We start from the raw sequence: 23,388 nt of genomic DNA on the forward strand, positions 1-23,388 counted from the left end.
CCTCACTTTGATGGGGGGTGTTGCAGGTTCCAGCGGGATATGGCTTTCTCGTGCCAACGCATTAACTCATTAATCTCCATGGCGTACATTTCACTGGGCGGCCAGTGGAACACCATGGCAATGTCTGCCATGGTGTCATCTACGCAGCTTGGGAGGGCTAGCGCATTTTCTTTGGGATCAAAAAACTGGTGACTTCTCCCGCTAGCTGCACAAAGTCTTCTGGTGCAAGGTCTTGCACTTCTTCTTTAGTGAGTACGGGTGAGCTGATACGCGGCAGTAAATTCGACATGGCATTTACATCCATGTTGAGAATATCCACTACATTGAGGCCGCGCAGTTCACCCGTTTTAGGTTTGCGCAGTTGAATGGCGGTGATCTCTTCTTTGCCACGAGTAATAGCGTTATCTAAAGTGACGGTTTTATGAGTTGTTTCTGACATGATTAGACTCTCTGTTATGGTCAGGATGACCTGAATGCGGCTAGAGGGCAGGATGCCCGGTGCCGTCTAATTAAAAAATGCCCGCATACGGCTATGTATTGCGGGCTAAAATTGGTATTGACGCTTTAAGCCCGAGTTATAACCCGATGGCTTTGCGGTGTTCTGCCATCATGTCGACGCCATTGATGATCTCAATGCCGTTAACGGTATCAACTTCAACAAGCACTTCGCCGCCTGCCGTTTCTTTGTAGTAAGTGCACGTCATAGTGGCTTTGGTTTGGCTGTTGTCGCCGGTTTTGTAACTGCCGCGATCAAGCTCTTTGTAACGGCCACGGCATACGATTTCGACGGCTTGCACTTCACCGGTGTCGTCGCGCTGGAATGAACCCGCAAAACGCAGCTGAACACCGTCAATCTTGCTGGCCGACATCTGCTTAACGAGCTGGGCTTCATAGCCGCCTAAGGTGAATTCGACACCTAAGGCATCATCATCCAGCCCCATATCGATATCAGCCGCACCTGGCATGCCGCCGCCACGGTATTTTTCAAATTTGCGGCTTAGTTTGGCGGGGGTAAATTCTTCCGCCACACCTATCCAGTTTTGACCATCACCGAATAGGTTCAGGTGCTTGAGTTTTCTTGGTAAAGCCATGGGTTATCCTTAGGCCGCAGCGACTGCGGACGCGAAGTCGACCAAATAACGGTCGGTAATTTTTTGACGGAAGGTTAAATCTTCCAACGGAGGCACTGGGGTATAGTCGTAATCGATATACAACTTACCGGCCTTAATCGTGCTGACGTCGTTAACGTCTTCGCTGTACCAGGCTTGTCCATCGACGATATAGCCAAGGCCTTTCAGCTCGCGGAACTTAGCGTTAATACCTTCAATGATGTCTTTAACCAATGTGGGGGTCATTGGCTTATCAACGGCCCACATGTGTGCGTCAGCAATGGTGTCAGCCAACACTTGTGCGGTGCGGGTGTAGTTTTCAAACTGGAATAAGGGATCTTCCGAACAGGTACGCGAGCCCCAAAAACGGAAACCTGATTGGTTAATCAAGGTGGTAATGTCGTTGCTGTTTAGGTAGCCAGCATCAGTAGAAGGATCCTGCAAGTCCCAGTACACGGGTTTGCTTAAACCGGTAACACCGCTAACGGTGACGTTCGATAGGGTTTTGTGCCAACCGACTTCTTTGTCGATACGTGCGCGTAAACCTAATGCGCGAGCGGTCGCTGTCGCGTTTACACTTGCGGCGGCAACGGTATCAAAGGCAACAAACTCAGGCCAAATGATCATCACTTCACGATCGCCAAAGTTTTCACGGTAAGCCACGGCTTCTTCTTTGGTGGCGCAGCCATAGGCGCTGATATAGGCAAAGGCGCGCAGCTTTTTAGCCGTCGCAGCAAGTTCTGTGGCAACTGGCAAGGTGTCTAATCCTGGAGTGCCAACAATGCGAGGCTTAACGCCCAATAATGACTGTGCAGCCAGCAATGCTTTAAGGCCGGTATACTGCCCTTGTGGGGTTACAGTGCCGACAATATTCGCCGTTGTGGCTGTTTCATCCGCCCCCTGCTCAACACGTACCACAACGGTAAGTGTATTCACTTGAGCGGCAATGGCTTCTAGCGTGGGTTTTAACGTACCTAAGGTGCCTGCTTTACCAATGGCTTGCATAACATTGGTTAGCAATACTGGGGTGTTTAGCGGGAATAGTGTTGCATCAGCATCGCTGGCGGTGCAGACAATGCCGATAACTGAGGTTGATACTGTACGAATAGTTCGGGTGCCATCATTGACTTCAATGACGCGGACCCCGTGGTGATAATCCATAATAAGCTCCGGTGCTGTGGGTTTTGCAAAACTAAGCAGGGCTAAGCTTGCAGAGCACACCGGAGCGGTGCTACTGGTTTGAGTGGTAAGAGTCGTTTATTGACCTAAAAACCTCTGATCATTCATCAGTAGCGACAGGATAGCGCTGCTTGATCTCGACCACTTTATCGCGCCAATGTTGCTCGCTTTCTGGCGTTTGGTCGTATTGCCACTCCATATAAAGCGGGTCTGACTCTTCTCGATACGCAGCCTTACGTTTTTCGATGTTTTGCGACAATTCAAAGTCACGCTGAGCGAGCACAGAATTAACCTGCTCAGTGCTCATGCCTAAGTTGTTCATGTATTCACGCGACACATCAGTGTGCGATACGCCGTTAAATAAATAAGTGAATTTTTCATTCATTGCTGTTTCTCCTGAACGGCTTGCTAAGCAAAGCCTTTTTTAGGTTGTAAGTATTGGCATGGCTTGCGTGTCCTAGCCATGATTGGATAGTTTGCTTTATCTCCACTAGATTGATCTCGCCTTCACCAAACTTCCTATGGAACTGCTTTAGCTTGGCTTTTATTCGATTGACGCTGCACTTTCTTAATAGCCTATGGCCGGAGTAAATTCGATACCCCAGAAAATCTAAGCTTCTACCTTGACTGGTTGAAATGGGAAAAACTTGCGTCTTACTGTTAGTTTTGAGCCTGAGATGTTGATGCAAAAATGTTTCTATCTCATGCCTCCACGCATGGAGCTTGGTTTTATCCTGGTGCACGATGACAAAGTCATCCATATAGCGCACGTAGTTTTTCGCCTTTAGATTGTGCTTAACAAATCTATCAAGCTCATTAAGATAGATGTTGGCAAATATCTGGCTTGTTAGATTACCCAGAGGAATGCCTACGCCGAGCGCATCACTCGGGCTATTGTCAATGATATAAAACAGCAACGCTTTGGTGCGCTCACATTGTATTTTTGCATTAAGCAGCGATTTAAGAATGTGGTGATCAATGCTAGAAAAATAACGACTAATGTCCGCCTTAAGTGCATAAGCTTTGCCGTGTTTTTGCTCCACACGCTTGATAAAAAGCTGCGCTCTATCAGCGCCTTTATGCGTCCCTTTATTGCGCCTGCAGGCGTAAGAGTCGTGAATATACTGCTGGTCAAAAAGCGGCTCTATGATGTTGTAAATCGCACGATGCACCACCCTGTCTTTAAAATGTGGCGCCGAGATTAATCTACGCTTTGGCTCAAAGACATAAAAGTGATGGTATGGCGACATTTCATACATACCCCACATTAACTCGTTTTGAATTTGAATAACGTTCTCTTCAAGATGATTGAAGAATGCCAGTGTTGCATTGGCTTTTGTTTTACCCCTGCGACATTGGTAAGCCGCATTCAAGATATTTTCAAAGCTGTAAATTTGCTCAAAAGAGCAGCCTATTGACGCATCAATCGGCTTAATTTTTGTTTCAGCAATAGCTGAGGCGACTGCATCCTTTTCATTGTTGCACTGGCAGCATCCCGTAGGATGTTTGCTTCTGGCGTAATCAAGAGCTGGACGGAAACCGATGTTGTTGTTCGCATTCGAGCGCGGATTGTTCAAGTTGAGCGCACCCAGTCCGGCGTTCGTGCCGTTGTTCCAGTTGCCACCGCGGATAGGGAACCGGTCCCGCATATTCATAATGCAATCGCCTGTTGTTTGGTTTTAACAGACTTTATCCAACCGCCTATCATGCGACCTATCTCAACGAGTTTTTCTATCCATATCTGATACTTTTTAAGATCGACATAGCGCAAGTCTTTTGCCAGTCGAACCTGTCGCTTCAGAATGGCCAACTCAATGTCGAGATCGGTGAGCGTGGTCTTTTTGTGATAACGTTTAAAAGCTGTGATAACTAAACGCTGCAATTGCAGCATAGACAAACGAATTTCAGCGCCCAGTACATGTGTTTCATGTTTAGGAAACTGCTTCAATGCTTGATAGCCGTACAACAACATTTCTCGGCATTTATCTTCAATAAGTAAGGCGGTCAATCTGCCTCCAAGAGTAAGAGAACAGCTGCGCTATCGCGCAGCACACAAAGATTCAGGCTTCACTACACAAAGAAAGCTGGACGGAAACCGACGCTGTAGTACGCAAACGAGCGCGGATAGAGCAAGCCGAGCGCACCCAGCCCGGCGTCCGTGCCGTCGCCCCAGTAGCCACCGCGGATAGGGAACCGGTCACCGTAGTTTCTCGCGGAAATGTAACCCCCGACCGTTGATGTGGTGGCCGATTCAATTAACAGCTTGCGCAATAGCTCGTTAGGCACGTAGCTCACTGCTTTAGTGATGGCAGCAAAGTGCGAGGCGGTTAAGTATGGGTAATCGTTTGAATCGTCATTCATAGGACCGTTGCGCTTAGTCACCGCATTACTGAGGATTGGCGCGCCAGCGCTGCCCGCGCCGGTTTGGTTATCAGTAGGTGAATCAAAATAAGCAGCGTGTTTGTGCCAGTTTGCTTCAGCCACTGCAGGGTTATTGTCCAGCGTGGTAATAATCTGGCCATCGTCTAGCTTAAATTGATCTAACCATTCCCAAACGTTGCCCACTAAATCACACACACCAAAATTTGTATGGTCATGATTCCAAGTAGATGGCCCTTTGCCCGTGTCCGTTCTACCTGTACCGCTTACGTCCCCAGGTGCACCATTATCAGAGCGGCGCGCGGTTTCCCATTTTTTCTCGTGCGAGCGCCCATAGTTTGTGTTGCCGCGCGGCACAGTTCCATTAGCAAGGGACCACAACGCAATAGCTGCCCATTCATGCACTGACATCATGTGCCAATTTGCGCCTTTGCGCGTACACAGCTCTTTGGCTACATCGTAGTTAACGGATGTGCGCGGCTGTACGCCACCAATGACTGCGCTACCATTGGCGGCGGCTGAGGCCAAATACTTGCCGATTAATATCTCGCCGCGGGGTACGCCGTTAGTTTGGAACGCAGGGTGAACCCCAGTGCCAAGGTTTAAGCCAACCAGCCCTAGGTCTTCAATATTGAAGCGCGGGATAACGCACATAATGTTAGGGTTACCCTGAGCGTCGTACACCACGGTATTGCGACCGCCGGAATTGTGCTCGATAGCTTTTTTGTAGCCGTCGGTGGCGATAATGGTCAGTCCGGCCGCTTTTTGGTCGTAGGTTGATTCAACCTTAGCAATGGAGTCATTGGTTTTTTTATCGATAGCCGCCATCTTGCCAGCGACTTCTTGCGATAACGCCTGTGATGCGGCAGTTTGTGTTGCGGACGCGACTTTTAGCCCCGCAATTTCTTCAGCAATCGAGCTCATAATTATCCCTCTACTTGTCTAATGCGCTCACTGAGTTGCATGTTCCAGTGAGCATTTTTAATAACTGCCGCCGCATTTTGTAAAAATGCCGTACAGCCCGCGATAAACTCTTTGTCTAAAATCAGGTTAAGGTTTTCAGCGCCCACTACCACTGTGATGCTGTCTGTTGGCAGCGCCTCAATATTTAACGTAAACCACTGCACGACTTTTACAGCTGGGGTTCGGTAGCCCAGTGTCTTATTTGGTGCGCTGTATACGCCAAGCAAAGTAGTGCCAATGTAAAACCCTATCTCTTTGATGGCGTACTCTAGCGCGCCATCAAATACGCCAGCCATCCGCAGACTCTTACCGCCATCTTGATAGTCAGAAATGGCAATACGCTCTTTTTCAGCGCTCAAGCTGGTTTGGGTTTTAGAGGGCGTATAGGCGTTTGAGCCAAACGCCATGTGAGTGATCTCGGCTCTCATCCCTTTGTCTTTTGCTGACAAGCAAGCGGCAAGGCCAGCTTCAGTAAATTGCAGTGTTAGTGCCATTACACAACTCCCGTTAATTCGTGTTCAGAGATGATTAGTTGATGCGACACCGCCGCAAGCTTGTGGGTAAATAACAATTCGTCAGGTAGCACAGGAGATAACTGGTAATTGGTATCGATGCAGTCAATACGATGCTCGATGCCAAATATGCCAGCTAAGGCAATAACACTATCAGGGCGAACGCCATTAGAATCGGCATCGATATCTGATATGCCCACGCTAGGGCTAATGCCTGCCGCGACAGTAAGCGACTCTTCGAATGAGATGCCGAGCTCAACATCAAAATGGATCGAACCGCGCTTAGAATTGCTGATCGCCTCGGTCACCATGGCGAGCATTTTGGCCGTGATCAATCCTTCATTTTCGTCAGTGATATTGTCGTTAACTAACGCGAGCACTTTCATGGTGCCGCGCACATTGCTGCCAGCGCTTTCCCACCATTCGAGGATATTGGTCTTAATGCCTAAGCTATTAAGTGCCCGTTGCACCGCGTATGGAGTACCTTTAAATCGATGGATACCAAAAGCATCGTTAACCACCTGGCGCTTAACGCTTTCAGGCCAACTGTCCGCCCACTGATCGACTGAGTAGGCCCACGCTAGCCAAGGCAGTAATGACAACGGACAGCGAAACGGGTCCCACAGGTCAGCAATAGACAGGGGCAAATCTAGCGAGCTGGCGATCACTTGCTCAATATCGCGCTCAAGCTGGGATGCGTTGGGTGGTAGTAACGATGAAACCGAATTATTCACCTACGCCCCCAATCGAAATATTAACGCTGGTGCAATAGGCCGCTTGATGGTCAAGCACTGTGATATCAGCTGATGGGCTAATCAGATTGACGTTATTGACGCCACTTTGGTGCAGCGCTTTAAATATTCCTGAACGGGTAATATCAGCCCCCAAACGGCGCTGCTCCTTTTGGTAGAGTGCTAACGCTTGATTCGCAGCGGCTAACACCACTTGCGAATCAGGCCCCGGCAACAGCTGTAACACGGCTTGCACACTGTAATTAACAATGCCAGAGCCCTGAATAGTTACTCTATCGCCCTGCGGCCGCACTTTTGAAGGGGTATTTGACTGTGATAAACCGTCGGCACTCATACCAAAGACGTCACGTACCTTAATAAGAAGCTCATTATTAGCTGTGCCATTACCCTCGATAGATAGAATGGTGACCACCATTTCACAGGGTTCAGGACTCACGGCTTTGGCATCAGCCACGCGGCCATCGGCGCCCAGCGCAAAAAAGATATAACCGTCGATACTGCCCGCCGTATTTAAGCCATCAAACGCCATTTGCACGCGGCGCTTAAAGGATTGTTCATCCTCTAAAATTTCAGGGATTGGCGGCACTGCAGTTGGATTGCCCGCTTGGATAACTAATGGCGCTAGGTCATAACGTGAGCCTAACGCGATCAAATTATTACCCGTTGATGAGGCTAAAATATTACCGCGAGTGGCATCATTAATTTGCGCAACCAAGTGCATTTCACGATAAGCAAATACCTGCAGTAATTTGGCAATAGGGTCCGATTCTAACGCCACCACAGCTTCATAGCTGGGGTCGATATCAATCAGTAATTGCTTGAGCGCAGCAAAGCGCTGCTCAAAGCTCAGCGGCTGGATAATGTCAGGCACAGGAACTTTAGAAAGGTCAATGAGCTCAGCCATAGGTGGCCTCGAATAATTGGGCACGTTGAGTGTCGATGCGGTCGGTCACTAAGTTGAATTGCACTTTGCCGTCGTTGCCGCCACTGATAATTTCAATCTCAGTAATGCGAATACGCGGCTCCCAACGGGTTAGCGCGATAACTGCCGCCGCCATAATCTGCAGCTTTATCGCGGCGCTTTGGGGTTGGTCGATAAGTTCAAAAATTGCGCTACCATAGTCTCGACGCATCACGCGCGAACCTAATGGCGTGGTTAATATGTCCTGGATACTTTGGCTGATATGCTGCGACTCGCTAATGCTTTGGCCAGTAAAGCGATTCATACCTTGCCATTTTTCATTGGCGCTCATTGCGGGCCTCCTGAAGTGCCCGAGCCGGTATCGACACCGCCATGTTTATGGGTGCCAAAATTAATACCGTCGATATTAGCGCCGCCAGTGATTGCTATACCGCCGTTATTGGTCAGCTTGCCTGAATGTTCAATCGCCCCAGTAACCTTCGCGCCCTGTTCTACAGTGAGTTTTTTCTTAACCAACACATTGCCCGTAAACTCCGAATTTGGGCAATCGATAGTCACCCGCTCGCTCGCCTGTACAGTGGCGGTTTTGATACCGGTAACTTTAAGCGCGCTTGTATCTGGATCGTACTCAATCACCGCGCCGTCTGGATAAACAGTGCGTTCACGATTGTTGTTATCGTCAGGCTCTGGGTTTTCATCGCTATAAAGCGCGGGCAGAATGTAAGCGTTGGTTAGATCGCCGCTAAGCGATAACAACATCACTTGCTCGCCAACGGTAGGGCGCCAACTGGTTTTTGCCGTGCCGGCACGGCGAGTAAAAAAGGGGCGAAACTGGGTAAGTAACTCGCCTGTTTTTACGCGGCACGAATCGCCCTTTACTTCGGCAACGGTGCCAATACGTAAAAGGTTATCGATACGGCGTGTAAGTTCGGTAATCGCGGCGGTCGTGTTCATGCGGCTATGGTTGCCAGTTGTATGACTAGCCGCTAGCGGTTTGGGTGGTATGTGGGAAGTTATAGCGCAAGATGGGTAATGACAGCCTCCTCGATCATATCGAGCTCGCTGGCAGTAAAGCCCAATAATTCACGCTTTGGATATTGTGCCGATATCCGCTCGTTTATCCGCCCTCTAAGCCCGTATTGATGCTCGGTCGCTACGCGGGAAATAAACCCCGTAAACCCAACACTGGCTGCTGATGCTGAATACTCGGCCTTTAAGTATTTTTGTCTGATTATTTTCTGGAACATCAGCTTTCGTTTAATAGCCCCTAGCCTTTTCGCCCACGTAGGCTGGGGCTTTCTAGCCTCAAACGCCGAGCCGTCTGGGGCATTGTTTTGTTTAATCCTCTGCGCCTGGCTTGCTCGTAAGCGCCTTGAAATATCGCGGCTTAGTTGCTTGCGCGCAGCAGGGGATAATTGTTGTATTAGCCCGTCAAACAACTCATTCAGTCGGTTTAAATCGTCGGTGGCCATGGCACTTCAATTCCATTGGTGTAAAGTGTCCAATCAATCGCTTCGTCATTGAAAACGGGCTCAGGTAAGTGCGTCACTTCAAGCTGCATATCATCACCCGCAACAACTTTTACTCGCTCAGTTAATGCCAGCACAATTTCGATGTCGGCAGTGGTGTGATTAATGATTTCGGCTTTGAATTTAAACCCTGACTCGCGCTTGTCCGGGTTAAATAATAGCTCTGGTTGCTGCGATGCAAGCCAACCTAAAATCGGCACGATGAGCGTATCGGCATGGGCGGCGTAGTCTGTCACGATTAATACGCAGTTGAATTGATACTCAAAACTCAGGTTTTGCCCCGCCCCGGTGGCGATGATGTTGCCGTTCTCAATGAAGACGTGCAGGCAATCAGGATTTTGTTGCAAGTGGGGAACGTGGCTAGATAACAGCTCACGCAGCTGCGCCGGTTTATTCATTGCGTTTCCCTTCAGTCTGGCTTAAGCCTTTGGCTTGCTGCTTAGCTTTCTGTTTATTCTGGCACTCAATGATCATATCGATTTGCGCGGCGCAGTCATGCCAAGCCGTTTCGCAGGTATCGAGCTCACTGCTTATCCCTTGGTTGTTGATGGGGTTGCTCGCCGGCAATAGGCAAGGGATCACGAGTGGACAACCAACGACGGTACTCTGCACTGCCACTAATGGCGGGGCGCTGGTGCAGCCGGCGAATAGCATCAGGCAACAAAGTATCAGCCCAGGCTTTAACATCGCTAAGTTCACTTTTTAGCTCCTCAATTTTGTTTTTTCGGTATTGGCTCGTGCTTTTCACGCTGGCTAGCTGCGTTCGCAGCTCTGCCTGCGCTTGCTGGTTTTCGGCTGATAGCTGCTTTAAGTCAAAATAGGACTGTGATGTTTGTGTCAGCGATTGCAGCATTGAACCTTGCGTCTGTTGCAACTTACTAAGTCGCTCTTGTTGCTGATAAATAACGCCCGCCATAGTGAGCGCAATCCCGATGGCGGCGACAAGTAAATAACCTGCAAATGGCTTAATAAACCGACTAAGCAGCGACAACATTATCGGCACTCTGTGGCTTGCTCGCGGCAGCAAACTGCTGGTACGCCCGCGCTAATTTAATGTCGTAGTCATTTTCTTTGTAAGCAGGACCGTTGTAGCGCTTGGCAAATTCTGCCCATTTACGCGCTTTGAGTGCCTTATGCAGCACAGGATCCGACTCGATAAATTTAACTAAGGCCTTGAGCTGTTCCCCCTCTGAAATATCCATGGCTTGCTTGAAAGCCTGCTGGGACGGATATCCCAAGGCTTGCCAATGAAAGCCCATTATCTGAAACATACCCCAGCTGCAGGCGCAAATCGCGGCCTCTGGATTAAGCTGGTACGCAATAGCAAAGCGCTGATACTCACCACTGCCGCCGGTGTAACCGCCACGGGCTGGGTTGCAAATATTCGGATATTTCTCTGCCAGTTCTGCCGCTGCGGCGCCTTGCTCTAATAGCTCGCGATAAAATACGTGCCGCTCAAATAAAATCGTGGGCCTACCACAGGCGAAAAAGCCAAAGCCGTTGGATTCCACTTCTGCCACGCTGGCCATGGCGGCAAACGAGACGCCTAGCACCATTGCAGCATCAGCTAATTGTGAGTGCTGAATAAACTTGCTGCGGCTTTCGCCGGCGAGTAATGCCAGCGTTCTTACCCCTGCGTAGCCGGTGCGCGGTAAGTCTTGCTTGTCTTGGAATTGCTCGATGGCCTTTTGGGTTGCATCACCAAACCAACCATCTACCGTTAATGACGCGCCAGCGGCATTGAGCCGTTGTTGTAAATCACGCACTGCCGTGCCATTGCTGCCTTTTTTTAGGGTCATCTCGATTACCTATGTTTGGTTTTGAATGTTTGTGCACGGGGAATGCGCACTAGCCTGCTACCAACTTTTTTCGAGTTTGGTTGCAGAAGATGCGCAACATTGCCCTGCGCTTGGAAAATGGCGATGCAAAGCGTGGCTTTTAAAAATATCTCAGCATAACTTGGCGCTGTGGCGACGCCATACACAGTGAGAATGACCTCAATGCCTGCGGCGACTGTGATGAGATAGGCGCAAATACTGATGAATATTCGATGCCGCCCTGTTCGTACAAACAAAGCCAGGCGCAACACAATCAAACTGCAAATAATGGCATTGATAATCAGCATCATTTCCCCCTAAGCCCACGCAGGGCATTAAGCCAACTTTCTGGGTTATTGGTGAGTTTCATAAAATACTGCAGCATGCGCACAACACAGGCGGATGAAATGAGCGCCGCCATACCCACATTAACCTGCAAGGCATCTGGCAGTAATGCACTCAAGGCATTTGCGGCCCAGTTGGCGCACAGTACGCCGCCCAAAAATGACACAATAAACAGTCCGATACGCTGATAATTCCCCGCTGCGTCATTCGAAATAATGAACAACACTGCACCTGTAAACGCGCCGATCATGACTGCAGGCTCAGCCCCAGGCACTAATGTAAGCACGCTGGCGGTGACGACTGCAGATGTGGCTGATGTCGCTGAAATTGGCTCGCTCATCATTAATCCCATAGTTGAATAAAGTTTGGCTGTGTCGGCGCGGCCACCTGCACAGGAAGAAGTATCAGCGTACCGTTTGGCAATATAGGGCCGATGGCGGCAAGCTGCGGGTTAGCGTCTATCACTTGCTCAGTAATCTCACCCGTTGCCCCAAGGTATCGATAACAAATCTTATCGACGGTATCGCCCTCTATGCTGCGAACTGCCTGCAAGCTGCTCATTAAATCAGTTCCACCGTGACATGGCTTTCGCCTAAGATGTCGCGAATAGCAAAACGCGCATCACGGCGCAGATCGTCAACACTCTCGCCGAGCACTTCACCCGCCTTTAGCCCCTTGGCCGTGCTATCAAAATCGCTATAACGCTCAATGAGATTGGCTTTGGTGAGGCAGTACACCGCACGTAAATACAATTGCAAATAGATGCTCTGACCGTTGATTTGCTCGGCAGGCACCTGCTCTAAACCGTCAAAGCCCAAGATTTGCTGCCCGATACGCCAATCCTTGAGATCACTGTTTGTCTGCAGTGCTGCATTGATGACTGCGTGCTCAAGTCGGGCGTTTGTCACTGTGCCATCAAGGCGCATGGCATCGCGCAATGTCGCTAACTGAAAATCAGGCCAAAACGGGCTGTTGGTAATCGTGCTTGGTGCTGCGCTAGTGGCTGGGGCGATAAAACTCATGTTTACCTGCTTGCGGCTAGGTTGTGCGGTGGGCTGGCTTAAGTAGTGAAATTGGATAACGCTACTTGGCCAGCGCCGCACGGGTTGCGAGGGTCGCTCGGTTAACCTGCACTGCCTTGTGTTTCTGAGGGCTCAGTGCTTTCGGTTGTTTGTTTGTCGGCGTTCTTAAGATCACGAGTGACTTTCTCGATAAACTTCTTCACACCCACTTTATCGTTTAGGGCTAATGCTTGTTGATAGGCGTCGAGCGCAGCGGTTAACTCGCCTTCAGCTTCAAATGCTTGCCCCATTTGACGCAGCAGCTTAGCGCGCGCTTCGTCGTACATGTCGCACTCGGCCGTGAGATCAAGCACAGCCTTTAATTGCTCACTTTTTACTGGAGTTTCGGTTTCAATCACGCGCGCGGCGGTTTCGGCAATTTCTTCGGCAATGGTGCAAGCCAGATTGCGCTCAAAACGGTCTGGCATCACCAAATCATGCTTAAGCGCGTATGCGGCCAGTTCTATCGCGCGGTCGATGTTGCCAACGTCGATATGCCACAGCAGCACAGTCACGAATACTTCATCCTGCACGCCACTGTCACCCTTAATGGTGCCATCGATATAGGCATCATATTCTGGCAAGAACTGTGATTTGGCCTGCAGCTTACGCGCGAGCGCCTGCACCGTTTTTAAGATGCGGCGATGTTCGGTAAGCTGCATAAGCATGAGCTCGTAGGTATTTTCGGAGCGAGCGCTTAAAGGGGAATCCGTTCCCCGCGCTGCCGCCAAAACACCATGAAAGCGTTTATGGGCGGGAGATGTCATGGCTATGCTCCCATCTCAATGTTTTCGGCAAACGCAGTGCAGCCATAATCTTCAACGACATAGGCATCGTTTGATGATTCGTAGTTTTCAATTTGGTCGCGTTTAGGGTTATCAATCACACTGCGACGGCGAGCGCCTTCTTGCCAATAAAGGCTTAAGTTATCCAGGCGCGTCACCAGCAAGGCGTTAGCGGGGAAATGCGGCACACGCACCGCGCCTAATCCACCAATGCGTTTTTGGCTGATGATCATGTCAGCGGCCATAGCTTCGGTTGGGGCGTTGTCTTTATTGATAATCGGGAAGTACTTATCAGCCAATAGCTTGCGGCCACAAATCACAACTAGCTCAGTATCGTCTTGGTGCCATGGGTCAATCATGTTGTTCACCATGTCGTACACCAAGGCATCGAGGTTGGCGTAATCGGTGCCGATGACAATTTTACCTGAACCTTCAACCACTTCTGCCATATGGCGCTGTGGTGCATGCTGGCGAATTTTTTTCAACCAGCCGATGTTTACATCTTGCAGTAATGGATTGGCGGTACGGTTAGAGGTAGCCGCGCGGCTAGTGCCGTTAAAGCCAATCATGATGCGGTCGAGCGCCTGCTGTTTCAGAATGGCATCACGGATGCGCGCCTGAAAATCAGGGAACTTGGCCCACATATCGATTTTGGCGTAACGAAGCGCCGTATCGAAGTTGGTTTGAGTACAGTCATAACCCAGTGCATCTAAATCGGTTGGGTCAATGGCTTGGCGATCGCTTTGGGTGGTGTCGGTCGTGCCGGCAATAGTACCGCTAACGCCAAGGCCTAATTTTTCGCCTGACTTTTCGGTGACCGGCACAACGTTAATCATCGTCAAGAACTGCGAGCTTTCTTGCATTCGCGTTTCTAACGTTTGCTGAACGCTTGGCGCAACGGTGAATTTAGCTGTTGCCGTTTCGATGCTATTAAGCGTGGCAACCTGTGAAAGGTAGCCATTAAAAAGTGTACGAGTGATATTGCGCATGTTTGCTCCTTAGCAATCGGTTTTCATGTTGTTGTCGCCACCGGTTGCGGGCGAACGTCGTTGGCCTGTTGGCTCTTCTTTTTCAAGCTGGGCCTTGAGTGCATTGAATTGAGTGCTGAGCTCATTAAAATCCGTCTGCAACTTAATCAAATCTTCCATGCCTTTAGTGACTTTGGTGCCAAATTGCGTTTCAGCATGAGCAACGGCTTGGGCGATTTCTTCAACAGCCTGATGCACGTCGGCAAAGTCGGTTTTGGCTTCTGCCTTATTTTTACCGAGCAGCGCTTTGACTTTGGCAAATAGTCCTAGCTCGTCACTGACCTCTTCAAATTCAAAATCCACTTCCACTGCAGAGGTAAACAGGTTTTCGGGGCGCTGCTTGCGTGAAGAGAGTGGGCTGTCTTTGCAGGTTGCTGAGAACGCCAGCATTTCAGTACCAAGGGATGCAGGAGAATCTGTTACTGCCAAGCCGGTTAAATAACATTTACCGGTTTTAGCAAAGTCAGGGTCGATTTCAACACTGGTATAGATTTTTTGCTTTTTCTGATTCATGGCGATCAGTTCTTCTGTCGGCTCAATTTGCGCAAACAGGGTTAATTTGCCATCGACTTCCTCAGCCTTTACCGCACTCACATCACCATAGGCTTTAAATGGGCTATCTGCCGTCATGCCACGGATATGCTCCATCCAAATGCGGGCGCCATACTTTGCTGTGTTATAGGTTTCTACAATATCGATGATCCACTGACGCTCAACGACTCGGCCGTCGGTCGTATGTCCTTCAGTAAATACACGGAAAAATTTCGATTTCTTAGCCATCTTGGTCGCCCTTTGGGGTTGAATTAGGTCTGTTAACTGCTGCCTGTATGGTCAAGAGCAAGGCGATGATGGGCAAGGGCTTCGGGCGGTATAAGGAAACCGATACCGCTTAAACAGCAGGGTTTTCGGTATTGGGCTATTTACACTGGCGCCATGAAACTGAATCCCCAAATCTCTATAGATAAGAATCAACGCCAATATGCCAAAAATCTTTTTTGGCAAGGCTGGGCTGTCCGCGAGATTAGCCAGCATTTACAACTGCCTGAAAGTACCGTGTCGAGTTGGAAAAAACGCGATGCTTGGGAAGATGCTAAACCCATTGACAGGGTGGACTCTGCGCTTGAAATGCGCATGCTGCAGCTCATCAATAAAGAGGATAAAGACGGCAAGGATTTTAAGGAGATAGACCTACTCGGTCGGCAGATGGAGCGCATTGCCCGTATTACTCGCTATCACAATGGCGGTAATGAGGCAGACCTCAATCCGAACGTACAAAACCGCAATGCTGGACCTAAAAAGCCGCCGGTGAAGAACCATGTTAGCGAAGAGGATTTGGAAAAGCTGATTGAAGCGTTCCAAGGCTCGATGTTTGCCTATCAAAAGGAATGGTACACAGCAGGACTCACCCAGCGTATACGCAATATTCTCAAGTCGAGACAAATTGGCGCGACGTACTTTTTTGCCCATGAAGCCATTATTGATGCACTAGTAACGGGCCGTAACCAAATCTTTTTGTCGGCCAGTAAAGCGCAGGCCCATGTTTTTAAGCAGTACATCATTCAGTTCGTGAAGGATGTCACCGGCATTGAACTTAAGGGCGACCCGATTGTGCTGCACAACGGTGCCATTCTGTACTTTTTGGGCACCAATGCCAGAACAGCTCAGTCTTACCACGGCAACTTGTATTTGGATGAGTACTTTTGGATCCACAAGTTCCAAGAGTTCCGCAAGGTCGCCTCAGGTATGGCACTGCACGCGCAGTGGCGCCAAACCTATATCTCTACCCCGTCATCGATTACCCACGACGCCTACCCGTTTTGGACTGGCACATTGTTTAACCGTGGCCGCCCTAAAGCCGATCGCATTGAGATTGATGTTAGCCATCGCGCCCTAGAGAGCGGCCGCAAGTGTGAAGACGGCCAGTGGCGTCAAGTGGTCACCGTCGATGATGCTATCCGCAAAGGTTGCAACTTATTCGACCCCGATACAATTCACTTAGAATACAGCCCTGACGAATACGCAAACCTGCTGATGTGTGAGTTCATCGACGACACTATGTCGGTGTTTCCTATGGTGATGATGCAGCGCTGCATGGTTGACTCGTGGGAAGTGTGGACAGACTACAAGCCTTTTGCACCAAGACCGCTGGCGCACCGTGAAGTGTGGATTGGTTACGACCCGAATAAAGGCGGCAAAGGTGATAGCGCCGGTTGCATTGTGATCTGCCCACCTGCAGTGCCAGGCGGTAAGTTCCGCGTGATAGAGAAACACCGTTGGAACGGCATGGACTTTGAGGCACAGGCCAAAGCGATTCAGGATATCTGCAATAAATACAACGTGACCTTTATCGGCATCGATACCACGGGACTGGGTGAGGCAGTGTATCAACTGGTGAAGAAGTTTTTCCCTCAAGTCACGCCATTCCTCTACAACCCTGTGCTGAAAAGTCAGATGGTGATCAAGGCTTATGACGTGATCAGTAAAGGCCGCTTGGAATATGACGCAGGCTGGACCGACCTAGCCCAGGCATTTATGAGCATTCGTAAAACCCTGACAGCCAACGGCAAACAAGTTACCTATGAATCCGCTCGCAGCGAAGAAATTAGCCACGCAGATATCGCGTGGGCGGCAATGCATGCGCTTTACAATGAGCCACTGGATACCAGCGGCACCAGTACATCGACGTTGGAGATTTACGACTAATGGCAAAATATAGAAAGGCTCGAACCATGGCAGCCAAACCGCAAGAGCAGCAAGGGCCGCAAGAGCAACGAATTGAGACCTTTACCTTTGGCGACCCCATGCCAGTACTGAGCCAACGGGAGATCTTCGACTATCTTGAGGCCATGTCTAACGGTAAATACTACGAGCCGCCGCTTTCATTGACTGGCCTTAGCCGCATTTATCGTGCTTCTGTGCATCATGCAAGCGCGATTCAGGTAAAGCGCAATATTCTAAAAAGTTGTTTTATTCCACACCCTAAGCTTAGCCTGTACGAGTTCAGCGCCATTGTTCTCGATTATCTGGTTTTTAATAATGCCTATGTGCAGGTCATTAAGAATCGCTTGGGTGGCGCGTTGAAGTATCAAGCCTCGCCGGCTAAATACACGCGGGTAGGTGTTAAACCTAATCAATTTTGGTGGGTGCCTAACTTTCACGAAGAGATGGAGTTTTCTGAATCATCAATTTTTCACGTAAAGGATCCAGACTTAAACCAAGAGGTTTATGGCATTCCCGACTATGTGGCCAGCATGAACTCGTCATTGCTGAATGAGAGTGCGACACTGTTTAGGCGTCGGTACTACGAGAACGGCAGTCACGCTGGATTTATCATGTACCTTACTGACTCAACAGTGAACGAGAAAGATGTCGACAAGCTGCGTGAATCCCTAAGAAACAGCAAAGGCCCTGGCAATTTCCGCAACTTGTTTTTGCATGCACCAGGTGGCAATAAGGATGGGATCAAATTAATCCCAGTGGCAGAAGTTGCCGCGAATGATGAGTTTTTGAGTATTAAGAACGTCAGCCGTGACGACCAGCTGGCATCGCACCGCGTACCGCCTCAACTCATGGGGATTGTGCCCAACAATACCGGCGGCTTTGGTGATGCCGGCAAGGCTGCACAGGTATTTGATGCTAACGAACTGGATTGTATTCGCCAGTCACTACTGGCCATCAACGACTGGGCAGGCGAAGAGATAGTCCGCTTTAAGCCTTACCAACTGGCAGTCGCAACCGAAGCCAAGTAACTATCGGAACCCCATTCCCATCAACCGCCCTCGGGCGGTTTTTTATTGCCTGCGATTTACCCCCACTTCTAACCCAGCGCGCGCCGTCAGACCCACGCCACGCCTGCCCGCTTTATCGGATGAAAAAAACGCAAAAACGCGATCCCGAAAAACCGCGCCAGCACTCGCTGCTTTCACTGATAAAACCCTGCTACCCAAAACGCAAAAAAACGCGATTGCGATCATTCAGCGATCCCCTAGATCCTTTAACGCTATATATTGAATGCCAACTCTCATTTTCCTAACCCACACTCGTTATATCTCTATTTTTACACCACTTATCTAATGTGGTTTTATCAATCATCACCAGGTGGATTTCTATGGCTTCCGCCAAATATCGGACGATATCCGCCGCTTTGTTTTGCTTCAATGATCCGCCGCCTTAACTCGTCAAAGTTCTGCTCACCTTTACTCTTTTGCAGCGCCGCGTACTGCATGGCCAAGTCAGCTTTTTTGTTTAGTAGTTTTAATGCCTGGCTAAAATGCTGCTGGGTAACATGAAAGCGGGCATAAGCTCTTTTTGCTGGCAAGCCTTCAACTAAGTGAGCGCGGAGCGCATTTTTTTTATTTTCACTGGTAATGCCAGTCAGCTTAAGCAGTACTTCAAACTGTTCTGCAGTCTCACAACCTTGAATCAGTGTTTTCATGCTGAATACTCCATAGTTTTTCCCCACGACTGCATTTCTGAGACCAGTTCATCAAGCGGAAGATCCCTAATTTCGTGATACCGATACGGTTCGTTCCGCAGTTGGCCATCATCAACCCACCACTCACCGCCGTCAGCATCCATCACCCGACAACCATCGAACAGTAAACGCTCAATATTAACTGGGTCTGTAATCCCCACCTGCGCAAGGTGCCTGATAATTCGGCTATCAACCTCCTCCAAAACAGGGTCTGTACAGTTATTCCTACAAGTCCAAGGAGAGCCAAAAGCCGAAGGCAACAGCGACATGCTCCACTTCGGCATCGCGTCTTTGAGTTCTTTGCGGGACAGGCGGCTTTCAGCATTCATGGCGCGATTAACGGTAAATAAATCTTTGCGGCGTTGCTTAAGTGCTTTGTATGCGTCTTGCTCTTCGTCAGTTGCTTTGCGCAATTTCCAGCGCTCGCCACGGGTGATGATTAAGCGCTTTTTACCAAAAGCGATGCCGTTAATGCCCTGAACGCGCTTTGTTACTTCGCCGTATTGGTTGCCCTCAGGGGTGAGTTCATAATTGAGTGACAGCTGTGCATGCTTCATCGCTTCTTCATAACCTTTCCAATCCGAGCTACAAGCTGCAGCCCTTACCGCTTCAATCTCAGGCGATTGCGGGCCTACTTTTAGCCGGCGCAATTCGCGCCATATCTGCACCGACTCAGCGCCATAAAACTGGTATTGCCGAATGCCATATCGACTCGCCCATGCCGCTATGCGGGCGGATGCTGCCTCAATGGTTTGGCCTGATTCCAGTTCAAGCTCTTGTTGGCCATGCATGTGATCCCCGGGGATGCCTTTAAGCAAGTACTTGATAAAGTAACCAGCAAGGCCGCTTTTGCCGTTCGCATCCTTTCTGACGGGTTCTATCTTTAGCCTGTGCTGTGCTGCACCTGGTTCATCGCCATCAACCTGATAGGCGTACTTGGTAATAATTGCTCTCACTGCAGCTTCATGCTCAGGCTTAATCACCCACGCCATATGCCAGTGTGGCGTCGAGTCCTTATGCGGCTCAGCGACACGAAACCCTAAAAACGGAATGTTGCGATAACCCAATGCCGAGCGCATTTTGGCAAAGGTATCAACGAGGTATTTCTGTGCTCGCTTGGCGTTGCCAAGATCCCACTTATGTGAATTGGAATGGTATTTACTCGGGCAAGTAAGCGTTACTGCAAGCGCAATCATGCCCGCAGCATCGGCGATTTCTTCTAAGCCGCGGTTACGCACTATCAGCTCTGTGACACGGTTTGTCGGGTTGGCGTTGCCCGCCATCGCCGCTTCAATCAGCGGTAAGATCACCCCGTCATCATTTTCAATCATGGTGCTTTCAAGCCACTGCATTGCAGTTCTTTGTTGTGACTGCCACTCACTAAAGCATTCATCGCTGATAAAGGGGGTTTGTTTGGTAACAAGGCCAGCCACTAAGCACAGGTGTTCACAGCACTGGTCGCGCAGTTTTAATAGCTTCTTGCCCCACCATTTTGGGCAGGTCATCCGCAATATTGCGCATTCAGCCGCTTCGTTAATGTGGTCAATGTGTGCCGCTTGCCAGTATGGCGGCTCGATGCTCCATGTTTTGCAGAGTTCGGCGGCAGCGTCATAGGCGTTAAAATAGGCCATGTCACTGTGGTCGGCAGCGGCAATCGCTTTAACCTGCATCATGCAAGCGTCAGCCATTTGTGAGGCTACCTGCTTAAGTTCCGTGGATTTGCGATGGCGCAACAATCTAAATGCACTAAATGGCGAGGCCGCAACTAATGCGCGGCTTTCAGGGGTCAAATCCTCATTATCATCAAGCTCCTGCGCTGAGTGCTTAACAAACTTCATGCCCGAGATTTTATGAAATGGATATTTATGCCAAACCACTGTTAACTTTTTAATGGTTTCGCGTAAATACGCCGAGCCAGCAGCAATGCCGCCACTATTAACACGTTGCTGATAGGTATTTTGTACTTTATTGCGCACATGGAATGACAGTGGCGCAAGCATTTCAAAGCCTTTTGCCGCGGTAAAACGCTCGGCAGGTTTATCAAAAATAGGCTGATACAAGCGAGTGGTATCAACCTTTTCACGCACGCCAGCGACAACATCATCCTGCCACAAATCCACCGGTGCGGCAGGCAAGCGCTCAGCTGCAACAGCAAATGCTGCCAGTAAGTCATCAGCAAGCGGCGTTGGCAAATGTTGCAAACGCCGCTTAAAAGGAAGTGGATTAGAAATGGTGCGCGCGCTCATTGAGTAATACGGCTCCAGCTCAGTGTTTTGCTGAAAAAATGCAAGTGATACAACCAATAGCGTCAGTGGTGTAAGCTGCCGACGCCTCGGTAGTACGTGCAATTTTTTTAGCTAATAACACTTCGTCACAGCCAAGCGCCTGCCAGTAAAGGCACTCAAGCGCGCCAAGTACCGCGGCTAATCTTGCTAGGCTTAGCTCTGTAGGGTCTTCTTGGTACTGTCTCAGGCGGGTCAATAAATCCACCCGATTAGCTCGAAAGTGCTGCAACAAATGCGCGAAACGGTGCGACTTTCTAGCCATTACTCAGCCGCCATCTTTAGTATTAGCTCGCGGGTAAGCTGACAGTCATATAGCGCACGGTGCGCCGTTCCTTCGAGCGCAATGCCCTGCTGCTTTGCAGCATTGACTAACGAATGCCACTTAAAATCACCATGGCCGTGATTCCAATCGCCTTTGTACTGGGCATACGCCAACATGGCACACTGAAAATCGCTATTAACATAGGGGGGCTCGCCAGAGCTATAGGCCGCAGAGGAGCACAGCATTTTCTTATCAAATGCCGAGTTATACGCAATCACGGTGCGCCCGCTCAATATCTGCGCGACACTAATGGCAATATCAAAAAATAGCGGGGCATCGGCAACCATTTCATTGGTAATACCGTGTATTGCCGTCGCTTCGGCTGGGATAGGATTAATTGGGCGCACTAAGGTGTTCATCAATATCAGCCCTGTGCGCGCCTCGATGATGCTGATCTCCACAACCTCACAACCCCATTCAAGCCCCGTAGTTTCGGTGTCGAGGATCACCGCATCATGCTCAAGCCAACACGCCGCCATCATTGCTGCTGCTACTGATGAGGCAAATTTATAATTATCAAAATTACTGTCTGTTGGTTGTTTCATACCGTTCCCTCTTGTAATTCGTCTAGGCTAATGCCCAGTTCTTTGGCTAACGCCATATCTTCAATGCGGCGAGTCCGCGCGCGTTCTGCACGTTTTGCATCGCTCACCTTGCAGCGGCTGGCATAAGGCAAACCGTCACTGCGCAAACCTGCTGGGTGGCGACCATTAAAAACAGGCCGCTGTGCTGAGCCGAGTTCGGCGAGTATTTGGCTCTGCTGCCTCATGCGTGCACTCCCTGCGGTAATGGCCGTTTGAACAGCACTAAATCCCACATCGATTGTTTAGAAACAGACTTACCGTTAATGGCAACAACCTTGACCTTGCGATTGGGCAAAGGCGTCACCACGCACTGATATTTTTTTGAAGAACGAATGTTCGATAACTTGCCCGACGCACTCGCGGCCGAAATACCTAACTCGGCGGCTAACGTGCCGGCGCTGTAAAACTTGCCAGTAGCTAACATTCGTTCTGCTGCGGCTAACGTACACATGCTTAATCCTCCCCTTCGTTTTCCTGCGCTTCTTTAATGCAGCTTGGGCAGGCAACAGAACAGCTTTCATCGCTGGTTTCGTAGCTATGCCAGCCCTGTGATGCTGCCATTGCTGCTGCATCACCAACGCTGGCATCAATTTCACTCGCGGCTAAATGGAGTTGTTTTTCACACATGAAACAGGTGATCACATAAAGCGAGACAACTCTGATTTCTGCTAACTCGACATTGGCTAATTTCATACTTCCCCCCGCTCTAGTGCTCTGGCTCGGCCATCATGTCGTCATGCAGTCGTTCAAGTTCATCAACCAGTTCGCTACAGGCGTGGTACAGCACTGAATCGTTCAGTACCAATAGCGCAACGCGCTCAAGCCCTTGGGCCATACCGCGATAACGTGCAGCACTGACAGGGTTAGCAACCGCGAGCGCATCACCATGGCGGGTATGCACATCCACCATTAGGCGGCGCATGCTGCTGTGGTAATGATTGTTAAGGTCAAAATTAAATTGGTTCATAAAGGCATTTGCCTCCTGCGCTGTGGTCAGCGCCGACAAAATTAGGGCGGGTGCTTGAATTAAAGGGGAAGTTACTGCTATGCTTTGTTTCATCATTTGGTGTGTCATGTGGTGTGTTCCCATTAAGTGATAAAGAGTTAAGTGATATCAGCCATAACCGTTACAGCGGTTGTGGCTTTGTTTTTTCTGCTACTCTGTTTTTCGTTTACCAACTTCATTCCCAAAATACTTACTGCGTAGATACGCAATCGCGCGCCGGCTCTTCTCCAATTTTGCTTCACTAAACTCAGCGAAAGCCGGTACTTGTACCCAATCTGGTACTTCAATCGTGGTGCCTTTTATTTGCCGATAATTCATCCCTTTCTCCTTACAAAC

General features: G+C 49.5%; 35 protein-coding genes and 1 pseudogene. 2 read left to right on the top strand and 34 right to left on the bottom strand.

Going from position 1 to position 23,388, the window contains the following annotated elements:
- Positions 1 to 2: 2 nt before the first annotated feature.
- The 25 genes and pseudogenes from L5M28_RS15915 to L5M28_RS16035 all read right to left on the bottom strand — a co-directional run bounded on the left by L5M28_RS15915 (position 3) and on the right by L5M28_RS16035 (position 15,161).
- A complete protein-coding gene (locus tag L5M28_RS15915; protein ID WP_012197316.1) occupies positions 3 to 131 on the bottom strand; it encodes a GpE family phage tail protein in 129 nt (42 codons plus the stop codon).
- A 26-nt stretch (positions 132 to 157) separates the two neighbouring features.
- Positions 158 to 439: a phage tail assembly protein gene (locus tag L5M28_RS15920; protein WP_012197317.1), complete on the bottom strand. Its 282-nt coding sequence runs from the start codon at positions 437 to 439 to the stop codon at positions 158 to 160.
- 136 nt (positions 440 to 575) lie between these two features.
- The gene (locus L5M28_RS15925; protein WP_014358024.1) at positions 576 to 1,091 is read right to left on the bottom strand and encodes a phage major tail tube protein; all 516 of its coding nucleotides are present in this window, start codon (positions 1,089 to 1,091) and stop codon (positions 576 to 578) included.
- A 9-nt stretch (positions 1,092 to 1,100) separates the two neighbouring features.
- Complete coding sequence (locus tag L5M28_RS15930; RefSeq protein WP_263203919.1) at positions 1,101 to 2,273, bottom strand: phage tail sheath protein; 1,173 nt, start codon at positions 2,271 to 2,273, stop codon at positions 1,101 to 1,103.
- 115 nt (positions 2,274 to 2,388) lie between these two features.
- Positions 2,389 to 2,673, bottom strand: coding sequence for a hypothetical protein (locus L5M28_RS15935; protein ID WP_263203869.1), 285 nt, complete (start codon positions 2,671 to 2,673; stop codon positions 2,389 to 2,391).
- Positions 2,666 to 3,943: an RNA-directed DNA polymerase gene (locus tag L5M28_RS15940; protein WP_263203870.1), complete on the bottom strand. Its 1,278-nt coding sequence runs from the start codon at positions 3,941 to 3,943 to the stop codon at positions 2,666 to 2,668. The genes L5M28_RS15935 and L5M28_RS15940 overlap by 8 nt, the downstream gene beginning before the upstream one ends.
- Positions 3,940 to 4,296, bottom strand: coding sequence for a diversity-generating retroelement protein Avd (avd, locus tag L5M28_RS15945; protein WP_263192448.1), 357 nt, complete (start codon positions 4,294 to 4,296; stop codon positions 3,940 to 3,942). Before avd ends, L5M28_RS15940 begins: the two co-directional genes overlap by 4 nt.
- Before the next feature lie 62 nt (positions 4,297 to 4,358).
- The gene (locus L5M28_RS15950) at positions 4,359 to 5,591 is read right to left on the bottom strand and encodes a formylglycine-generating enzyme family protein (protein WP_263203871.1); all 1,233 of its coding nucleotides are present in this window, start codon (positions 5,589 to 5,591) and stop codon (positions 4,359 to 4,361) included.
- Positions 5,592 to 5,593: 2 nt separating this feature from the next.
- Positions 5,594 to 6,124: a hypothetical protein gene (locus L5M28_RS15955; RefSeq protein ID WP_263203873.1), complete on the bottom strand. Its 531-nt coding sequence runs from the start codon at positions 6,122 to 6,124 to the stop codon at positions 5,594 to 5,596.
- Complete coding sequence (locus L5M28_RS15960; RefSeq protein WP_263203875.1) at positions 6,124 to 6,876, bottom strand: phage tail protein I; 753 nt, start codon at positions 6,874 to 6,876, stop codon at positions 6,124 to 6,126. Before L5M28_RS15960 ends, L5M28_RS15955 begins: the two co-directional genes overlap by 1 nt.
- On the bottom strand, positions 6,869 to 7,798 hold the full coding sequence (locus L5M28_RS15965; RefSeq protein WP_259590708.1) for a baseplate J/gp47 family protein: 930 nt from the start codon (positions 7,796 to 7,798) through the stop codon (positions 6,869 to 6,871). The genes L5M28_RS15960 and L5M28_RS15965 overlap by 8 nt, the downstream gene beginning before the upstream one ends.
- A complete protein-coding gene (locus L5M28_RS15970; protein WP_012197325.1) occupies positions 7,791 to 8,147 on the bottom strand; it encodes a GPW/gp25 family protein in 357 nt (118 codons plus the stop codon). The genes L5M28_RS15965 and L5M28_RS15970 overlap by 8 nt, the downstream gene beginning before the upstream one ends.
- The gene (locus L5M28_RS15975; RefSeq protein ID WP_263203877.1) at positions 8,144 to 8,770 is read right to left on the bottom strand and encodes a phage baseplate assembly protein V; all 627 of its coding nucleotides are present in this window, start codon (positions 8,768 to 8,770) and stop codon (positions 8,144 to 8,146) included. The genes L5M28_RS15970 and L5M28_RS15975 overlap by 4 nt, the downstream gene beginning before the upstream one ends.
- 59 nt (positions 8,771 to 8,829) lie before the next feature.
- Complete coding sequence (locus L5M28_RS15980) at positions 8,830 to 9,288, bottom strand: phage virion morphogenesis protein (RefSeq protein ID WP_263203879.1); 459 nt, start codon at positions 9,286 to 9,288, stop codon at positions 8,830 to 8,832.
- Positions 9,270 to 9,743: a phage tail protein gene (locus L5M28_RS15985; protein WP_014358033.1), complete on the bottom strand. Its 474-nt coding sequence runs from the start codon at positions 9,741 to 9,743 to the stop codon at positions 9,270 to 9,272. The genes L5M28_RS15980 and L5M28_RS15985 overlap by 19 nt, the downstream gene beginning before the upstream one ends.
- Positions 9,736 to 9,969, bottom strand: a pseudogene (lysC, locus tag L5M28_RS15990) (Rz1-like lysis system protein LysC); the annotation flags it as partial. The pseudogene lysC and the gene L5M28_RS15985, both read right to left, overlap by 8 nt.
- Positions 9,869 to 10,339 (bottom strand): Rz-like lysis system protein LysB, encoded by a 471-nt coding sequence (gene lysB / locus L5M28_RS15995; RefSeq protein ID WP_263203880.1) that lies wholly within the window; start codon positions 10,337 to 10,339, stop codon positions 9,869 to 9,871. The gene lysB and the pseudogene lysC, both read right to left, overlap by 101 nt.
- Entirely contained in the window at positions 10,323 to 11,144 is an 822-nt protein-coding gene (locus L5M28_RS16000) for an N-acetylmuramidase family protein (protein ID WP_263203881.1), read from the bottom strand. The genes lysB and L5M28_RS16000 overlap by 17 nt, the downstream gene beginning before the upstream one ends.
- Positions 11,145 to 11,149: 5 nt before the next feature.
- The gene (locus tag L5M28_RS16005) at positions 11,150 to 11,470 is read right to left on the bottom strand and encodes a phage holin family protein (RefSeq protein ID WP_263203882.1); all 321 of its coding nucleotides are present in this window, start codon (positions 11,468 to 11,470) and stop codon (positions 11,150 to 11,152) included.
- Entirely contained in the window at positions 11,470 to 11,847 is a 378-nt protein-coding gene (locus tag L5M28_RS16010; RefSeq protein ID WP_012197334.1) for a putative holin, read from the bottom strand. Before L5M28_RS16010 ends, L5M28_RS16005 begins: the two co-directional genes overlap by 1 nt.
- A gap of 2 nt (positions 11,848 to 11,849) precedes the next feature.
- A complete protein-coding gene (locus L5M28_RS16015) occupies positions 11,850 to 12,068 on the bottom strand; it encodes a tail protein X (RefSeq protein ID WP_263203883.1) in 219 nt (72 codons plus the stop codon).
- Positions 12,068 to 12,529, bottom strand: coding sequence for a head completion/stabilization protein (locus L5M28_RS16020; RefSeq protein WP_263203884.1), 462 nt, complete (start codon positions 12,527 to 12,529; stop codon positions 12,068 to 12,070). Before L5M28_RS16020 ends, L5M28_RS16015 begins: the two co-directional genes overlap by 1 nt.
- 101 nt (positions 12,530 to 12,630) lie before the next feature.
- Entirely contained in the window at positions 12,631 to 13,335 is a 705-nt protein-coding gene (gene gpM / locus L5M28_RS16025; protein ID WP_263203885.1) for a phage terminase small subunit, read from the bottom strand.
- 2 nt (positions 13,336 to 13,337) lie between these two features.
- Positions 13,338 to 14,342, bottom strand: a complete 1,005-nt coding sequence (locus L5M28_RS16030) for a phage major capsid protein, P2 family (RefSeq protein ID WP_263203886.1) — start codon at positions 14,340 to 14,342, stop codon at positions 13,338 to 13,340.
- A gap of 9 nt (positions 14,343 to 14,351) precedes the next feature.
- Positions 14,352 to 15,161 (bottom strand): GPO family capsid scaffolding protein, encoded by an 810-nt coding sequence (locus tag L5M28_RS16035; protein WP_263203887.1) that lies wholly within the window; start codon positions 15,159 to 15,161, stop codon positions 14,352 to 14,354.
- A gap of 153 nt (positions 15,162 to 15,314) precedes the next feature.
- Here L5M28_RS16035 and L5M28_RS16040 point away from each other — a divergent pair, with 153 nt between their 5' ends.
- Both L5M28_RS16040 and L5M28_RS16045 read left to right on the top strand, forming a co-directional pair.
- On the top strand, positions 15,315 to 17,084 hold the full coding sequence (locus L5M28_RS16040; RefSeq protein WP_411569180.1) for a terminase ATPase subunit family protein: 1,770 nt from the start codon (positions 15,315 to 15,317) through the stop codon (positions 17,082 to 17,084).
- On the top strand, positions 17,084 to 18,130 hold the full coding sequence (locus tag L5M28_RS16045; RefSeq protein ID WP_263203889.1) for a phage portal protein: 1,047 nt from the start codon (positions 17,084 to 17,086) through the stop codon (positions 18,128 to 18,130). The genes L5M28_RS16040 and L5M28_RS16045 overlap by 1 nt, the downstream gene beginning before the upstream one ends.
- A 335-nt stretch (positions 18,131 to 18,465) precedes the next feature.
- On the opposite strand, the gene L5M28_RS16050 is transcribed toward L5M28_RS16045, so the two are convergent.
- From L5M28_RS16050 to L5M28_RS16090, 9 genes are all read right to left on the bottom strand, one after another.
- A complete protein-coding gene (locus tag L5M28_RS16050) occupies positions 18,466 to 18,816 on the bottom strand; it encodes an adhesin biosynthesis transcription regulatory family protein (protein WP_263203891.1) in 351 nt (116 codons plus the stop codon).
- Positions 18,813 to 21,101 carry a replication endonuclease gene (locus L5M28_RS16055; RefSeq protein WP_263203892.1) on the bottom strand — a complete coding sequence of 763 codons (2,289 nt, stop codon included), beginning with the start codon at positions 21,099 to 21,101 and terminating at the stop codon, positions 18,813 to 18,815. Before L5M28_RS16055 ends, L5M28_RS16050 begins: the two co-directional genes overlap by 4 nt.
- A gap of 19 nt (positions 21,102 to 21,120) precedes the next feature.
- Positions 21,121 to 21,402: a hypothetical protein gene (locus tag L5M28_RS16060; protein ID WP_263203895.1), complete on the bottom strand. Its 282-nt coding sequence runs from the start codon at positions 21,400 to 21,402 to the stop codon at positions 21,121 to 21,123.
- Complete coding sequence (locus L5M28_RS16065) at positions 21,402 to 22,007, bottom strand: 3'-5' exonuclease (protein WP_263203897.1); 606 nt, start codon at positions 22,005 to 22,007, stop codon at positions 21,402 to 21,404. The genes L5M28_RS16060 and L5M28_RS16065 overlap by 1 nt, the downstream gene beginning before the upstream one ends.
- Positions 22,004 to 22,231 (bottom strand): hypothetical protein, encoded by a 228-nt coding sequence (locus tag L5M28_RS16070; protein ID WP_263203899.1) that lies wholly within the window; start codon positions 22,229 to 22,231, stop codon positions 22,004 to 22,006. Before L5M28_RS16070 ends, L5M28_RS16065 begins: the two co-directional genes overlap by 4 nt.
- Positions 22,228 to 22,497 carry a hypothetical protein gene (locus L5M28_RS16075; protein WP_115407002.1) on the bottom strand — a complete coding sequence of 90 codons (270 nt, stop codon included), beginning with the start codon at positions 22,495 to 22,497 and terminating at the stop codon, positions 22,228 to 22,230. Before L5M28_RS16075 ends, L5M28_RS16070 begins: the two co-directional genes overlap by 4 nt.
- Positions 22,498 to 22,499: 2 nt before the next feature.
- Positions 22,500 to 22,739, bottom strand: a complete 240-nt coding sequence (locus L5M28_RS16080; protein ID WP_115407001.1) for a hypothetical protein — start codon at positions 22,737 to 22,739, stop codon at positions 22,500 to 22,502.
- A gap of 13 nt (positions 22,740 to 22,752) precedes the next feature.
- Positions 22,753 to 23,121, bottom strand: a complete 369-nt coding sequence (locus L5M28_RS16085; protein WP_263203901.1) for a hypothetical protein — start codon at positions 23,119 to 23,121, stop codon at positions 22,753 to 22,755.
- Positions 23,122 to 23,202: 81 nt separating this feature from the next.
- On the bottom strand, positions 23,203 to 23,370 hold the full coding sequence (locus tag L5M28_RS16090) for a hypothetical protein (RefSeq protein ID WP_263203902.1): 168 nt from the start codon (positions 23,368 to 23,370) through the stop codon (positions 23,203 to 23,205).
- Between the last annotated feature and the right edge of the window lie 18 nt (positions 23,371 to 23,388).

Source organism: Shewanella sp. SW32 (assembly GCF_025653365.1).
Classification (GTDB): domain Bacteria; phylum Pseudomonadota; class Gammaproteobacteria; order Enterobacterales; family Shewanellaceae; genus Shewanella; species Shewanella oncorhynchi.